Source organism: Paenibacillus sp. M2 (genome assembly GCF_046713495.1).
In the GTDB taxonomy this organism is placed as follows: Bacteria; Bacillota; Bacilli; order Paenibacillales; family Paenibacillaceae; genus Paenibacillus; species Paenibacillus amylolyticus_B.
In genome coordinates this window covers 403,108-419,271 of record NZ_CP169648.1, presented here as the reverse complement: position 1 = coordinate 419,271, position 16,164 = coordinate 403,108, and the positions used below count along the sequence as shown (strand labels likewise).

At 48.8% G+C, this 16,164-nt stretch carries 11 protein-coding genes; 2 read left to right on the top strand and 9 right to left on the bottom strand.

Going from position 1 to position 16,164, the window contains the following annotated elements:
* Positions 1-79: 79 nt before the first annotated feature.
* The 7 genes from ACETMN_RS02025 to ACETMN_RS01995 all read right to left on the bottom strand — a co-directional run bounded on the left by ACETMN_RS02025 (position 80) and on the right by ACETMN_RS01995 (position 8,346).
* Positions 80-1,216, bottom strand: a complete 1,137-nt coding sequence (locus tag ACETMN_RS02025; RefSeq protein ID WP_411735695.1) for a glycosyl hydrolase — start codon at positions 1,214-1,216, stop codon at positions 80-82.
* A gap of 180 nt (positions 1,217-1,396) precedes the next feature.
* Positions 1,397-3,361 (bottom strand): glycosyl hydrolase, encoded by a 1,965-nt coding sequence (locus ACETMN_RS02020; RefSeq protein WP_091019976.1) that lies wholly within the window; start codon positions 3,359-3,361, stop codon positions 1,397-1,399.
* Positions 3,354-5,279: a heparinase II/III family protein gene (locus ACETMN_RS02015; RefSeq protein ID WP_143786579.1), complete on the bottom strand. Its 1,926-nt coding sequence runs from the start codon at positions 5,277-5,279 to the stop codon at positions 3,354-3,356. The genes ACETMN_RS02020 and ACETMN_RS02015 overlap by 8 nt, the downstream gene beginning before the upstream one ends.
* 362 nt (positions 5,280-5,641) lie before the next feature.
* Positions 5,642-6,298, bottom strand: a complete 657-nt coding sequence (locus ACETMN_RS02010; RefSeq protein WP_091019972.1) for an SGNH/GDSL hydrolase family protein — start codon at positions 6,296-6,298, stop codon at positions 5,642-5,644.
* Between the two features lie 115 nt (positions 6,299-6,413).
* Complete coding sequence (locus ACETMN_RS02005) at positions 6,414-7,211, bottom strand: NAD-dependent epimerase/dehydratase family protein (RefSeq protein WP_091020030.1); 798 nt, start codon at positions 7,209-7,211, stop codon at positions 6,414-6,416.
* A gap of 110 nt (positions 7,212-7,321) precedes the next feature.
* Positions 7,322-7,651, bottom strand: a complete 330-nt coding sequence (locus ACETMN_RS02000; RefSeq protein ID WP_091019970.1) for an AzlD domain-containing protein — start codon at positions 7,649-7,651, stop codon at positions 7,322-7,324.
* Complete coding sequence (locus tag ACETMN_RS01995; protein ID WP_223199960.1) at positions 7,642-8,346, bottom strand: AzlC family ABC transporter permease; 705 nt, start codon at positions 8,344-8,346, stop codon at positions 7,642-7,644. Before ACETMN_RS01995 ends, ACETMN_RS02000 begins: the two co-directional genes overlap by 10 nt.
* Positions 8,347-8,792: 446 nt before the next feature.
* Between ACETMN_RS01995 and ACETMN_RS01990 the strand changes: the two genes are divergently transcribed.
* The gene (locus ACETMN_RS01990) at positions 8,793-10,793 is read left to right on the top strand and encodes a methyl-accepting chemotaxis protein (RefSeq protein WP_091019969.1); all 2,001 of its coding nucleotides are present in this window, start codon (positions 8,793-8,795) and stop codon (positions 10,791-10,793) included.
* 192 nt (positions 10,794-10,985) lie between these two features.
* Here ACETMN_RS01990 and ACETMN_RS01985 read toward each other — a convergent pair whose 3' ends face one another.
* Together ACETMN_RS01985 and ACETMN_RS01980 are read right to left on the bottom strand one after the other, a co-directional pair.
* Positions 10,986-12,182, bottom strand: coding sequence for a DUF2087 domain-containing protein (locus ACETMN_RS01985; RefSeq protein ID WP_091019967.1), 1,197 nt, complete (start codon positions 12,180-12,182; stop codon positions 10,986-10,988).
* Between the two features lie 215 nt (positions 12,183-12,397).
* On the bottom strand, positions 12,398-14,371 hold the full coding sequence (locus ACETMN_RS01980) for a methyl-accepting chemotaxis protein (RefSeq protein ID WP_179198655.1): 1,974 nt from the start codon (positions 14,369-14,371) through the stop codon (positions 12,398-12,400).
* 233 nt (positions 14,372-14,604) lie between these two features.
* Between ACETMN_RS01980 and ACETMN_RS01975 the strand changes: the two genes are divergently transcribed.
* Entirely contained in the window at positions 14,605-16,038 is a 1,434-nt protein-coding gene (locus ACETMN_RS01975; protein WP_091019963.1) for a serine hydrolase, read from the top strand.
* Positions 16,039-16,164 lie beyond the last annotated feature (126 nt).

The following is a 16,164-nucleotide window of genomic DNA, read 5'->3' as shown; positions in this document are numbered from 1 at the left end:
AGAAGGAATATCGTTCCTCCTATTGGATACAGCCTCAGGCGGACAGGTGATGATCGTTTGTATCGTTCTTATTTCCTCTTTAAAATAAACCCGCATGTCCACGCAGCTTCGCCAGCGCTTCCATATAGAAATAATCGCCGTATATAATCGGCACATTCAACCCTCGTCCTTCCGGGTAATGTACCGTCCCCTGCATGATCAAACCTTCTTCCGCTGCCGAGTCGCCGGAGCTATAGTGCTCATGCAAGCCGCGGACGATACGTTCTCCCGCGGCGGCATAGGTCTCCCCGCGTGGCGACAGCTTCGCCAGCTCAAGCAACCCGCTCGCGGCAATCGCCGCAGCGGACGAGTCCCACGCCACCTGATGCTCCGCAGGTGCGCGGAAATCCCACATCGGCACGATCTCTTCGCCAAGCATGGCGAGGAAGAAATCGGCCGCACGCTCCGCTGTCTCCAGATATCGGGCTTCGCCCGTATACCGGAAAGACAGCGCAAACCCGTGCAACGCCCAGGCGGTGCCCCGCGCCCAGGCGGAACCTGGAGCATGGCCCTGTCCGCCATGCTCTCGCAGCTTCTGCCCCGTGTGTGGATCGAACTCCACCACGTGGCAGATGGACCCGTCAGCGCGGATGAATTCGCGCGCCACGGTGTCCGCATGAGCTTCCGCCAGCCAGCGGAAGCGAGGGTCGCCGCTCTGCTCGGATGCCCAGTAGAGCAGCGGAAGGTTCATCATGCTGTCAATGATGGCTACGCCGCGCGTATCCATTGCTGACGAGCTGAAGTTCCAGGCGCGGATGAACTCACCGCGCACGTGGAACCGGGCAGCGAGCAGATTGGCGGCAAGCATGCCACGTCGCCGTCCATCCATGCTGCCCGTCTGGCGGTAGTTGGCTACGCCACTAAGCAGCCAGATGAACCCCAGATCGTGATCCACCGATTCAGGATCACGCAGACACCCCTCCAGTTGCCGCTCACAACTTTCGGCAATGCGATGCAGCGGAGCGACCGCTTCACTTTCCGGTGCATCCCCATAGACCAACCATAACAGGCCAGGCCAGAAACCTGCTGTCCACCATTCCGGATCATTCTGGTCATACGTCCCTTGCGGAGCAATGTGCGGAAATGTATCCTTGATCCGCTTTACATTCCGAATCGTTTTGGCAGCTCCCTGTTGCCACGCTTCCTCGAGCCATTTTACCGACGTTGATGTGTTCATAAACATATCCCTCCCCGATTCAATACCGGACATCTTTGCGTGATGCTCCAGTTCGACCTCAACTTATCTATAATGTCTTCTGCCGTCACTGCAATATCGATCAGTTAAATAACACCAATCATCCCACATATAACACGTTTAACTATCATCGAGATGTTTCGAGGTCTAATGATCCTCGACCTAAACACCTTCCTGTGTAACCTCACCCAATCGGATCGTAAAGGACAGACTACGCGCTCCATTCACTTCAATCCGCGCTTCTTTCAGCAACCCATTACGGGAAGCCACGGCCTGATCCTCCAGATGAATAATGGCTTCCTGATCCAGCGCTGTAGATTCTACATATGCCCCCCGATACGTAGTGCGCACACTTTGGTCCGTATGGGTAATCACCGCCTGTTCACGACCATCATGGAACATCAACGGAATGAGTGCACCTGCCGCTGCGATCTCACCTTCGAATTCATACGTTATGGTCAGCAAGTCTGCCTGCTGCACATAATGAGTGCGCAATGTTTCCACGCCGGGCAAGGGACCAACCCATGTCACAGCAAAAGAATTCTCGGAGGTGTTTACTCCCTCTTCCGCCGCTCTTTCCGCCAGATGTCCCTCTACTTGATTCGGCGTATCCTGGCCCACCTTCTCGTACACAATGGAACCTCCTCCCTGTGCAGGGTCCAATCCAACGTCACGATCATATGCACCACCGGATGGAATCCCCTCTGCAAGACTGTGCCATATCCCATCTGGTGTCTTCCATGCAGGACAATAGCTGAGCGGGCGGACCACCCCTTCGGCAAATTCCGTGAATCCTGCCTGCACATGGCTGGCAGCGGACGGACCAATCAGACCAGGTAACCCCGTCTGCTGAATCCGTACCAAACCAGGGATCGTATACGGATCATTCATCGCCGTGTGTAATACCAGTTGCTGACCAGGTATGGAAGCAATGACAGTTTCAAACCACCCATCGGTCTGCAAAACCCTGCTGCCTAACTCGGAAGGAAGGTACACTTCGCTCACATCGTCTCCCGGATCACTGAGACAAGCGTGAGCCAGCGCTGCTGCCGTCCACAGGTTGTAACAGGTGTGGTTGGTATAGATCTCGTACCCGTGCCGATCTTCTGGCGCGTATTCATTGCGCACAATTTTCAAGCGTCCATCATCCATTTTCCAGCGCTCAACAGCTGCAAAACACCGATTGGCTGCACGTGCAAAAGCACCCGCCATCACCGGATCACCCGCCTCCAGAGCCTGCGTTGCATGTGTAGAACATACATAAGCCGCCGCCGCTTCATTCCACTGATGCTGGGAGCTGCGACCACGCGGTGGAATCTCACCTAGCGGCGAGAGCGTCAGTAACGAGCTGAAGGCACCATGGCGCAGCTGCTCACGTAACCTATCGGCAGTGGCTCCCTCGTAACCCGCCTCAAGCATCACCCCAAGGTGATAACGGGTGGCAATATCATAGGAAAATGGACAATTCGGGCGGTCCAGCGGTCCATCCTGATACAACCCAAGGGCTGTAAACCGGGGCAGATGATAGGCTTCCAAATAACGATCCATCCACGCTGTACCCTCATTTGCCAGCTGTTCATGCCACCGCAGATATTCACCAGAGATCATAATGGCATTCCAGTTAATCATGCGATTGGGATTGTTCATCTTGCTCATCGTAAATACATAGTCTTGTTCAGGACTGATCGTCTTGAGTGCCTCAGCCCAGATCTGTGCTTGTTCAGGCAGATGTGACTTCAACAACATATAAGCTCTCATCATGAGCACCGGAAAAAAATCAGGGTGATTGTCAGGTGCGCTACCTTTGACCACGGCATCAATGCTCTGTGACAGGGCTACCGCTGCGGAATCCAGCAGATCTGTACGTCCCGCGTCAACCAGAACTGCTGCAGCCATCGCATAGGCCGGTGTAGAATAATACCTCTCCACACCCGAGAACGGGTCGATAATTGCACCCTGGCTGTCCTGATATGTTGTGTAAGCGCGAACAACACTTTCAACAAGTGCCAACTTGCGCTCCCGATTCCAGCCGTCTGTCGGAGCGGGGCCCGCTTGTTCTGCCAATGTATGGTAATGTTCGAGTTCGTCTTTCCATGGATACGTGGACGCAGATGTATATTTATTCACGCATGCTCACCTCGGTTTCTTCCATTTTCGGTTCAATGATGAAGCGTACCTCACATACCGTTTCAAGTGGATTAGGGCGTTCTGTCCGAACATCCGTCTCATCAATCACACCTGTCCATGATAGTGACGTCCGATAGAATGTGACGGGAACATTGCCATGATCAACTGTTTCTATTGCCTCCGTATGGACTTGCCACTGGTTCGCATCATACGCCATATGGACCGTTTCATGTACTCCTTGCCAGCGAAGATTACCGCTCTTCACCACCTCAGGCTGTAATCTACTTATCCATCGCTCCACTACGCTCGAACATCCTGCATCTGAATCATCCACCGAAGAGAATCGTTCTGCCGAAGACTCCCTCCTGCTCTTCCATTGAAAACGGTCAATCAGACGCAATTCCGCTCCATCTCTACTGCCGTCAGGATTCAATGCCCAATGGAATTGACGTGTATAACGAGCCAGTGAAGCAGCTCCAGGGTATGCGGATGTCAGATCCAATGTTGTATTCAGCTCACCGCCATCCGCTGCCAGTTTTGCCTCTAACACATGGGCTTGCGCTTGCCGGCCCGAGCTTTGCTCCTGGCCTTCAATGAGCGGAACGTTATGACCGGATGACGAGATGTGGAACAGGCGCTCTCTGCCTCGCGCAAAATACGCTTGGGTATACAACCCTGCTCCCGGATCACACAGGATATTCTCACCACCGCAATGGATAATGAACTGACCCAGATCATTATGGTTGTGAGGTTCATCGTTATGCCCGCCTTTAACGGAAATAGCCACATGAAGGGGCGCGCCGCTGGAACGTTGTTTACCCGGAGAATGAAGCACACCCTTCGCAACCATCCAGCCCAGATTTTGAAAAATAAATCCACGTTCAACCTGTCCAGAGGCTTCTTCATCACCATATACTGCCGGATCGCTCCACATCACGTTCCGCAACAGATGAGCCCAGCGATGACAGTGATCATCTGTAAGGAGTGGAATATGAAGTGGCAGATCCACCTGCAACCCAACCCGTGACGCGAGTAGGGAGAGTAATCCGGAAGGGATCTCTTCCTGCTCGGCACTGTCCGAATAATTTACGAATGTTCCGCCTGACAGATGAACTCGCAGCGGGAAGGCTGCAATGGCTGTTATTTTGGAACCCGTTAGTAGATTGTGTTCACCCTCACTATATTCGCGAAGCAATTCGGCATAATAGGTGAAGTAACCGAAGCCATATACCCAATATCCAATACCTTCGGCACAGCCGCCATCCTCGCCATATCCGCTCAAGAATGCGTTCATACAGCTGACCGTATGGGAGATCGATTCCTGTAGTGTGGACTCATCATCGAGCAGCAACAATGCGGCCATGCCACAGCACCCACCACAGACCGCCGACCAGTTGTGATCCGCTGTCTGCCAGTGGAACTTCCGTTGCTCCCGGTATAGCGGGATGAAGATTCGTCGCTCTGCCTCAGACCTGATTCGCTCTATGACAAGGCGATCCAGCCGCTCGGCGTGAATGGTCACCATCTCGGCCAGCATATGTACTGTCTCTGCGGCGAACAGATCGATGTTCCCATTCACCTGGTTGACCTCTCCCGTACCCAGATGCGCGGGCAAACACCACGTATACTCACCACACACGTCCCACAACATTTCTTCCAGCGCCTGCAGTGCATCCGGTCTAGCTGTGTCTAATGCGAGCATCGCCACAGCAGCCAGCCTGCCTCTTCGATTGAAATAAGCCTCTTCATAGGCTTTTCGCTCACCCATATCACTGAACTGTCGATATAGACGGAACGACAAGGAAGGCATGGGTTCTTTCAAGGCACGTTCAGCGTAAGCCTTCAAGTCTGTGTATAACGAAGCCAAATCAGGCCGGGATAACTTCTCCAAGAGTCTGTCGGCACTTAAGGAACTCAATGTTCTGCTCTCGTTTCCACGTTGAATTATATTTTCATTTTCGACTTCGTGAATGGAATCTTCCACTGGATTCACCACTCTTCGTTAATGGATTGTCATACTCACATTATAATGTAATCGATTTCATTTTACCGGATATAATAGCACTTTTGAAGAATTATCCATTAGAACCCTTTCCACGACGTAACGTCCTTCTCCTTCCCAACACAAAAAAACGAAGAACCTTCGTCAGGTCCTCCGTTGCATTCTGCCTGTCCACAGGCTTTTTATGGCTATCTCATATTCTTAACTATCTTATGTCCTCAACTAATCCTATATACCTATAGTGCTGCTGCCCATATCGCAACTGTCCGTTGTTGTTATTACACAATCGCAAGCGAAGAATTCTGTACAACAGACAACCATTGGCGTGCAATCAGCTCATGACCTGCTGCGGTTGGGTGTACGCCATCCCATAACCAGTAGGCTGCATCCGCCTGTTTCAGAGCGTCATTAAACGTCTGCTGCAATGGTACCCACACAGCTCCAAATTCCTCAGCAAGACCTTGAGCCAGTTTCTGATATTGACCGATATACGCTTCCCAGGCTTCCCATTTCTCCGCGGTTGCTCCGGTTCTCAGAATAAACGGCTCCATCAAAATCAGCCCCGTATCCGGCATCACTTCCCGAGTTTCTTCGAGCAAATGGCGATACGCCCGTCCGAAACGATCCGTTACCCCGCTAGGTTCACCATTCATCGTGCGCCAGGCATCATTAACACCAATCAGGATGCTGATCAGGTCCGGTTTTAGACTAATGGTATCCTCATTCCAGCGTGCGTACAGATCGGATGCCCGATCCCCGCTGATACCTCTGTTATAGAAGGTCTTATGCTTGCCCGCCAGTTCCATACCCAGTTTGCTAGAGATTAGATACGCATATCCGTGTCCGAGAAAATGATTCGGATCGTCATTGCGTGATCTTCCCCCATCTGTAATTGAGTCTCCCTGAAACAATATAACGGATGGACTTGTACTCATGATTGAAATCGTTCCTTCCTCTTGTGCAAAATGGAAACACTGAACACCTCAGTCTCCATTTTATCCCTTTCGGTCACAATAGAAAATAGCGTTTTCATCACCGAGTGTCGCCATCTTATGAATCTTTTGGTTCTTTCTCCACATGGCCTCCGCCCTGATAGGCTGTCTCATCCTGTTTGTCGGGTACGCCTCTAAGCTTTGCCTCTTCCCACAATTCGGCTGCATCATCCTGTGGGCGGTATCCAATCTTCTGCGCCAGATAGCTAATATCATAGTAATTATCTGTATTCGCAGAAGTCCCGTACAGATTCAGATACTTCATATCTGGATCGGCTTCAATACAGCACTCAGCAAGCTGGACCATGTCCCTTGGTGATATCCAAATATGAGCCGAGCGCTCCGAGTGCGGGTATGTATCACCTGAGAAGTTTCCAATCCGAATGTTAAATGAGGACAGGTCATATTTGTCAACGTAATAACGTCCCAGCAGTTCAATATAACATTTGCTAAGTCCATAGAAGCTGTCCGGTCGGTACGGGTCATCCACTTCAATATCTTCACCAGTAGGATAGAAGCCTGTTGCATGGTTGGAACTTGCGAAGATCACCCGCCGAACACCATTCAACCGAGCTGCTTCATACACATGGTAGGCTCCGGTTACGTTGATCGGCAGAACTTTGCCCAGAAAATCTTCCTCATCCTTGGCCCATGCAATGTGCAGAACGGCGTGAACCCCCTGCATCAGTTCCTTCAGGCGTTCCCCATCTGTCACATCCATGGCTACAATGCCAGCTTCCTCGTCTTCACGCAGATCAGCCGCAACGATGTCATACGTACCCTTGGCTCTCAGCCCCTCCAGCAGACTGCGACCAATGACTCCTGCAGCTCCCGTAATTAACAGCTTGCGCTTCAGTTCACTCATGAATCCAGCTCCCTTCGCTCAGATAGGCTATCTGTCCTTTATAGAACATTATTAACCGATCAGGCGAAGGAATTACCGGGTTTTACAATACAATCTGGCAATTATCCGATCCAATATCGCAGTATCATCATAGCCACAATACCAACCAATACGGTTCCCAGCAGACTGCGTGTCCAAATCGCTACTGCAATCGTAGGCAGAGATGCCCACAGAGCTGCATTTTGCGTAATCGGCACTAACTGGTTGTCCGACATGAACAGTTCCTGACCAATCAGTGCTGCCATGACCGCTACAGGTACATACTCCAGCCAGCGTAACAACCACACCGGAATCTGTATCTTGCTGAACAGCATCAGTGGCAGTACACGCGGAATAAATGTTAACAGCGCTGACCCCATAATAATCCAGAATACATCCCATCTTACTTCCATCGTTCCATGAACACTCCCATCGTTGCCGCAATGACCGCAGCCACAATGACACTCATGCTGCCTAGTGAAGCCATGCTGGCGAAGATTACACAGACCACAGCGATGATCGCCACATTAATGTGTATTTTTTTGTTTTTACGATGCACCAACTGGAGTACAACCAGTCCGATAAACATCGCTGGCAGGGCATAATCCAGGCCCAGTCGTTCCGGATTGGTGATCCAGCGTCCAAAGTACGCTCCCGCCATATTAGCCACGAACCAGTTCAGATATGCGGTAATATTCAGACCGTGCATCCAGCGTTCACTGAGCCTTTCCCTGCCAATCGCACGTGTCATCGCCACACCGAAAGACTCATCCGTAAGCAATGAACCGATCCACATATTTTTAAGCGGGGTCAGATGCCGAAAATACGGTGATACAGCTGCGCTGAGCAGCAAATGACGAAGATTCACAAAAAATATGGTGAACATGATAGCTACTGCTGACCCATTCGATGCGAGCATGCCTGCTGCAATGAACTGAGCCGATCCTGCATATAAAATCAAGCTGAGCAGAGCTGTTTCCGCCAGACTCAGACCTGCGGTCATTTCAATGACACCCGCCGCAAAGCCAATACTCAAATAACCAAGCAGGGTTGGGATACAATCTTTGACCCCCTGCATGAATGTAGCTTGATCCCGGACCTCTTCCATGTTCTCCTGTCCAGATATCTGTAGTGTACTTTGGTCCAACTGCGGTACAACCCCTCTCCAATTTTTGTCTCCATCAACCGATATATATGGATGTAGATCCATTCAGGTCCATTCTTCATGAAAACAACTTCTTTGTGTATTCAACATGATCAGGTACATGCCTTGTGGATTTCGCAATTTGCAAAATTTCATTTCACATTAATTCAGAAATATACCACAAGATGTGCACTAAGGGAGAGACAGATTCCTTTTTATAGAACAGATGTAATCCTAAATACCTATAAAATCAAAAAATATTTTCGCGAAACTCATAAATTATGTTGAATAAACGCGAAATTTGTCATACGATAGCACCAGAAACTTCTGGAAAGGTTGGAATGAAATATCTTTTACCAGATGAGCTTGTCCACTAGATATGGGATGGGTTACACAGAGGGGGAATGTGTATGAAAAAAAATCGTAAACAAGGGGTCAAAAGAACAATGCAGATGAGAGAGAAACTGATTTTGTCATTTGCCATTGTATTGCTCATTCCAACCATTAGTCTCGGCATTATCTCTTTCCAAACAGCCGATGCCAAGGTTGAAGAGAAAATGTATGAGAACGCGATCAGCAGTGTTACTGTGCTCAACCAGACCATTGACCAGATCATTGGTGCAACACGCAAAAATGTTGATTTCCTGGCAAGTCAGCTGGACGCAGGTAATGTCGGACCCAATCAGGGTGACGAAACAGATACCATCCGAACCTTGCTCGACGCTTATAAGGAAACGCATGATGACGTGGAACTTGCCTCCATCGGTACCGATCAGGGCGTGTATATTAACTCCCCTGTAACTGCGGTGAACAAAGAAGGATATGACCCGCGCGAACGCCCGTGGTATCAGGCTGCTACGGAGAACAAAGATGTCCCTACCGTAATCACCCCCTACTTATCAAGCAATACCGGCAATGTTGTTGCTTCGGTAGCTCAGACCTCAGCGGATGGCCATGGTGTCGTCTCTGTCAGCCTGTCGCTTGAAGCCCTCTCGAAGACGGTTAACTCCACGAAGATTGGCGAGAAGGGTTATATCTATATTATTGATAATGCCAATAAAATCATTGTACATCCTACCGAAAAACCGGGGACCGAAGGAACCATGGCACCCTATAAAGACATTTTTGCACAGAAAAACGGAAGTCTGACCTATACACTAAATGGAAATCAGGAACACGCCTTTTTCTCCACCAATGAAACGACGGGCTGGACCGTGGTTGGTGTCATCGACAGTGGGGAAGTGACGGCTTCTGTCCGTCCGATTCTATACACCACACTTATTGTTGTAGCGATTGCAATTGCGGTAAGCTCCGTCATTATTTTCTGGATCGTGCAATCCATCACCAAACCACTGAACCGCTTGGTGAAGGCATCTGACGAAATTAGTAATGGTAATCTGACCATCGAGGTTGCTGTATTAGGACAGGATGAATTCGGCAAGCTGAGCACCAGCTTCAATAAGATGAGCGAATCCCTGCGAACCGTTATTCAGGACGTGCGACACACGGCTGACGAGTTAACCGCCTCATCCACACAATTGGCAGTCAACTCATCGGAGACAACCAAAGCAACTGAGCAAGTCGCCCTGATCACGGAAGAATCCGCAGCTGGACTTGAGAAACAAACCAGCAGCCTGAAACATACGGCACTACAGATGAATGAGCTTGCTGGAGGTGTAGGACAGGTAACGAACAGCACACAGCAAGTATCCGAAGCTGCCATGCAAGCAAGTGAGCTCGCGGATAAAGGGAATGCAACCATGCAGACGGCCGTATCCGAGATGAGTTCCGTGAGTCGCTTTGTGCAAGGTATGGCAGATACTGCTGGACGACTTGGACAGCATTCCACATCCATTGGTGAGATGGTATCTGTCATTACAGATATCGCTGCACAAACCAATTTGCTTGCTCTCAATGCTTCTATTGAAGCAGCACGTGCAGGTGAGCATGGACGTGGCTTCTCCGTTGTTGCCAGCGAAGTCCGCAAGCTGGCAGAACAATCCAGCCTTTCAGGCCAGAAGATTGTAGAGATGGTCGGAGCGATTCAACAGGAGATTTCATTGGCCAATCACAATGTACAGATCGGGCAACAGGATGTAAGCAACGGCATTCGTGCCGTTCAGTTTGCAGATGAAGCTTTTGCCCAGATTAGTGAGGCTGTTGGGGTCGTCAATCATCAGCTTGAGAACATTGCAGCCGCCTCACAACAGATGTCTGCAAGTACAGCCGAAGTGGTGCAATCCATTGATCAGATCCACGCCATATCTGAAACCAATGCCGATGGAACGGAGAACATCTCCGCTGCTACGGAGGAGCAAGTGGCTTCCATGCAGGAGATATCATCCTCTGCTGATTCCCTTGCCCATCTGGCCCACAAGCTGCAGAAGCTGGTGGAACAATTCAAGCTGTAATCGTTGAACTAAAGATTGTTTACACTAACACTACGATGACAGAATAACCTTCCAATCGCTGTTATCGTGTAAAGGACTGGTTCAACTTATTTAACAAGTAGTCTATGATACAAAAGCCCCTTTGCCATCATATTGGCAAAGGGGCTTTTGGGTTATAAAAGGTCAGGCATTTTAGAGAGGAAAATTTCCCGCTTAATCAGCAGATGGCTTTTTATCTCCGTGGTACCCTTGATCTCCGTAGGGCTCTAACTGTTCAAACCAGCGATTCAGACATTTGGCGAGTGCATCTTTGGGATCGTAATACGGGTTATCATCTTGTTTCAATGTCTCCAGCACTTCGATCACAAACGCATTCTCTCCATATTCATTCCATTCAGCCTGCAACCTTCGATTCAGATGGCTACCCATCTGTAACATAAACCGTTGTCCATTAATGGTTTTCAGGTTAAGTGTGCTGTCGATATAAACTTTGCCGTTACGTTCATTTCGAATCTGGTAGACGCCCGCTTCCGTTTTGACTTCTTTGGCCTGTTCCTGCAATTCTTTGCGACGATTCATCTTCTCCTGCTCCCCCTTTTCTTTACGTTCCTGTTTTCCAACTTCGGCGCTCTGTTGATCTGTGCTGCTTCCCAGCCAATACTGACTGCCGTCTGGCTCACGTTCCAGCAAACCATAGTCGATGAGATACCTCCGTATTTCCACGTAATCATCATTAACTTCCTTCAGCAGCTCATTGACCTGTTTTTCGGAATATTGGCGCTCTGTCTCGAATCGTTTGGCAATTTCGGTGAGCACGATATATTTATGCTTTTGTTGCATATGAAACGTCGTCAGTGGACCGCTGGTGCCTTCCGGAAAATACTTGTTTAGCACCTTCTCACGGTCCTGTTCTGTAATATCAAATGAGTTCGGATGGATCGTATGTTCGTGCCTTGTCACCGGCGACACCCATTCGGCTGGACTCTGGGTATCCTTGCTTTTGAGGAGTTCCATTAATGCCAGGAATATTTTGGCCTGACGTTCCTTCTCCTTCAATACAAACCGATGATTCCGAATCGTGGAAGCACTCCCGATGCCAAGGGTCTTCTGTACTTCAGCATCCTTCTTGCCTTCATAGAATTGTGACAACAAGCCCCGCTGGACATCAGACAATCCGGTTACGCTTTTATCCAACTCCAGTAAATACTCAAATACCGACCCATGAACCTTCTCAATATGCACTCGCATATAACGGGCTGCTTCATAGAGCACTCCTTCTTCGGGGTAGATAATCCCCGATTCCGTCCTGTATCCGCAACAGACACATATATAGGCGGGACCCTCCTCCATATAACCACGCTTGATCTCTTCCAATGAAGCGGTTTGCAACCAGGATTCCGATGATTTCATGTAAAGCTCCTTTTATCATTGTATGGTGATTCCAACCGTATAATAATCAAATATTTTATAATTTTGTTTGTTTATTTATAGATATAATATAGTTTTGTTTATTATGTGTCAACATGACGGAAAAGAATGCTGTGTTTAAAAACATAACGGATGCCCCTTGTTCAACAGAAAAAAGACCGCAGGGTCGCAACCCTGCAGTCTCATTTCAATCCCTGTTACAACTTAAACCGTTCAATCATGCTTTGCAGATCTTCAGCCATACGTGACAATGCTGCCGAAGAAGCTGCAACCTCTTCCATTGTAGCCAACTGCTCTTGAGCCGCCGCTGATCCGTCTTCCGTTCCAGAGGCAATTCTGTCCGACAGAACCATGGTATCACTTACTGCCTTGTTGACATGACTCATGCCACCATCAATTTGACGGGAAGCCGCGGATACTTCTCCAGCTTGTGCAGCCACCAACTGTACCGCAGTACGAATGTTATTAAATGCTTCGCCTGCCTCTGTAATCATCTGCGAACTCTTCACCATACCTTCTCCCGTACGGGCAAAAGTGGATTGCACCGCATTGGTTTTCTCCTGCATCTCATGCATAAGCTCATTAATCCGCTCAGCTGAAGCGCCTGAACTGTGAGCCAGTGTCTTCACTTCGTTGGCTACAACCGCGAATCCACGCCCTTGCTCACCAGCTCTTGAAGCTTCAATGGATGCATTCAATGCGAGAATGTTCGTCTGCTTGGCAATAGCCGTAATCTCGGCCACAATCACCAGAATCTCTTCATTTTTCGCGCGCAGATCCTCAATGACCACAGACATGGCTTTGCTCTCGTCATTCACCTGCTGAATATGGGTAACCGCTTCTTCCACTGTCACCATGCCCGCTTCCGACTTGGTGGAAGCATCCAGAGCGATACGAGCGGTGTCTTCAGCACTTGATGAGATCTCTTTGACTCCAATGGACATTTCGCCCACGAGTTGACCTGTAGCAGCAAGACTATTGTTCTGCAAAGTCGTTCCTGCAGCTGCATCCTGCATCAGTTCAGCCACCTGTTCTGTGGCTTTCGATGTCTGCTCCGAACTTGCCATCAGCTCTTCCGAAGATGCCGCCAGCTGGCTGGACGTATCATGTACCTCTCCAAGCACATTACGCAGTGAAGTCGTCATCGTGTCGAAGCTTTCTCCAAGCAGTCCGAACTCATCCCGGCGCTGCAAACCTACCCGAACGGTGAGATCCCCGGCACTTACTTTCGATGCTGCCTGTGTTAATTGCAGTAATGGCCGATGAATGCTGCGAATAATGAAAACAAGCAGAATCAGCCCAATAACCAATGCAGATGCCACAATTGTAATGGAACGAATCAAAATAGGCATTACGGCTTCAGTTGCTTCCGAAGGAACCATCTCGCCAACAATTTTCCAGCCTGTAACCGGATTGGTGAAATACACAGCTTCCACTTCGTGACCATCATATGTATACTTCACCGTTCCACTTTCCTTCGTATACATCTCATTAATGTAGCTTTCATCCGACTGTGTACCGGATTCAATATTGTAGTGGAACAGGAATTTACCCCCGTTATCCAGCATGTACAATTTTCCTGCTTTACCGATACGTATCTGATCTACGGATTCTTTCAGATGATTGAGACTGACATTGGCCCCGAATACCCCTTTGCCATCAGCCAGCTTGACCGCCGCGGTCACAACCCATTCACCCGTCGAAGCCGATTGGAATGTATCTGAAATTACAGGCTCATCCTGAGACATGCCCATCGTATACCATGAACGTTCTCGAGGATCATAATTCTGTTCCTCGGATTCTGGAGATTTCATCCAGCTGCCATCTTCCGCACCTGCGGTGAGTACACCCAATTCCTTATGACTCTGAGACATCCGATCCATCTGCCTTTGAAGTGCAGGGGATTTATTAATGATATCGTTTGAAGTCATACCCGCAGCCATCTGTGCTGCGTTATCCTTCTCCATATCCAGCATTTGATTTATCTGCAGACTAAGCATTTCTGTTTTGGCCTGTGCGGAACGAATAATTTCCTGCTTAACCTGGTCAGCAGCTTTTTGATAAGACAACCAACCAACGGTAATGCTCGGTACAATCAGGAACAGGAGCAATGCAGCAATCAGGCGTTTTTTTACGGTTAAAGTAAACCAATTTCGAATCCTTTTCTTCATATAACTATCCCCCATCATAATCTTCACCCATCCTTTTATCGGACAATCGCTGTAAAAATATTATGTATAGATACTAAATTGGTACAAATTTAATTTAAATGATTTGATCACATGATATGAAATATATCCGTTAATCGTTTTGACCCTCTAAGCGAGATCGTTTACAATGCTCATAAGTTGTCTATTCATGAAACGATTGGAAGGGGAGGATTCAAATCTTACGCAAGTCACACATGCAACAACCTGTTTCCACGGTATATTCATCCATGTTTCGTATCCTGTTAGCGTTCATCCTGTGCGCAGGCCCGATTCTGGGACAAGTCGGTATCACGGCATCCGCAGCGCAGGCAACGCAAGCAGTTCACATTGAAGTGAATGGTGAGCAACAATCCTGGAAGAACGCACCACTTATCATCAAAGGCTCAACGTTTGTTCCATTGCGGGATGTAGTGACATCCGTTAAAGGCACGTTGAAATGGGACAATCACACCAAGATAGCTACCATTACCGTTGGCAGAGACAAGCTGGTCCATCAGGCTGGCAGCAACTCCATTAAGGTAAACCAGGTTAATCTCGCTACAGGTGTGAATTCACGTACCATTAATGGTACGTTGATGGTGCCTGTCCGGGCCATGGCTAATGCAATTAAGGCAGATATCAAGGTCCAACGTACAGCTACGGGTCAGATGAGTGTGAATATGTTCACGGATCAAGTCAGCCTGCTGAACAGTGAAGTTGCCAGCGTAGATACGTATCTGCGCGAGATCAACTATCCAGGTATGGCACTGATTGCCCGCGATGGTGAAGTTCTGCTAAGACAAGGCTACGGACTTGCCGATGAACAGACGCTGAATCGCCCGGATCAGAAGACCCGGATCGCATCTCTGAGCAAATCCTTCACGGCCGCGTCCATTCTGAGTCTGGTGGAGGATGGTAAGATTAATGTGCAAGATCCAATCTCCAAGTATATCTCTGGTATACCAAAGGGAGATCAGATCACGCTGCATATGCTGTTATCCCAGACTTCAGGTCTGCCATCCGCATTTGGTCGGAGTGAAGGAACTTCTATGGAAGAGACTGTAGAAGAAATTCGTCAAAAAACGCTGAAGTTTGAACCGGGGAGTGCCTATCTATACAGCAACAGCGGTTATGTTTTGCTTGCATACGTCGTTGAACAGGTATCCGGCATGAGTTATGCCGACTACGTGCAACAGACGATATTGAAACCACTTGGCATGAAGAATTCGGGAGAGGCTTCCCGTAAAGTGCACACGATTAGTGGTTTTGTTCAACAAGATAACGCATGGGTAACTGCCCCTTATTATGTTTCCCAATCCGGATCAGGAACCATCTATTCCACGGTGGACGATATGCTGAGATGGGATCGTGCGCTGTATACGGACAAGATTCTAAGCCAGGATACGATTGAACAGATGTATGAGCCTTACTCCGATAAAAACTACGGCTACGCGTGGATTCTCAAAGAGAATGGAACCAACCGCACCGTCTTCCACAACGGTAGTGGTGGCGGGTTTGCTACAGCCTTTTCACGTAATCTGTCCGATGATATCACCATTATCCTGCTTGGCAACCACGCGGGTATGGACATGACTTCACTTTTGGATGAAGTTGAAACCAAAACAGCAGCAGCACTGCAATTGCAATAATCTATAATTAATCGCTTATATACAGCACAAAGAGACGGTCCTTTAAAGGATCGTCTCTTTGCTCTATATATGTTTTCATTTTAACAACTCACATTTCCGTTTCGCTCAACCCACAATTCATCTCTT

What these genes read in the sequence shown, in the direction of transcription:
- ACETMN_RS02000 (WP_091019970.1), bottom strand. Translation starts at nt 7,651, where the DNA reads ATGGAAGTAAGATGGGATGTATTCTGGATTATTATGGGGTCAGCGCTG.
- ACETMN_RS01975 (WP_091019963.1), top strand. Translation starts at nt 14,605, where the DNA reads ATGCAACAACCTGTTTCCACGGTATATTCATCCATGTTTCGTATCCTG.
- ACETMN_RS01990 (WP_091019969.1), top strand. Translation starts at nt 8,793, where the DNA reads ATGAAAAAAAATCGTAAACAAGGGGTCAAAAGAACAATGCAGATGAGA.
- ACETMN_RS02025 (WP_411735695.1), bottom strand. Translation starts at nt 1,216, where the DNA reads ATGAACACATCAACGTCGGTAAAATGGCTCGAGGAAGCGTGGCAACAG.
- ACETMN_RS01985 (WP_091019967.1), bottom strand. Translation starts at nt 12,182, where the DNA reads ATGAAATCATCGGAATCCTGGTTGCAAACCGCTTCATTGGAAGAGATC.
- ACETMN_RS01995 (WP_223199960.1), bottom strand. Translation starts at nt 8,346, where the DNA reads ATGGAAGAGGTCCGGGATCAAGCTACATTCATGCAGGGGGTCAAAGAT.
- ACETMN_RS02010 (WP_091019972.1), bottom strand. Translation starts at nt 6,298, where the DNA reads ATGAGTACAAGTCCATCCGTTATATTGTTTCAGGGAGACTCAATTACA.
- ACETMN_RS01980 (WP_179198655.1), bottom strand. Translation starts at nt 14,371, where the DNA reads ATGAAGAAAAGGATTCGAAATTGGTTTACTTTAACCGTAAAAAAACGC.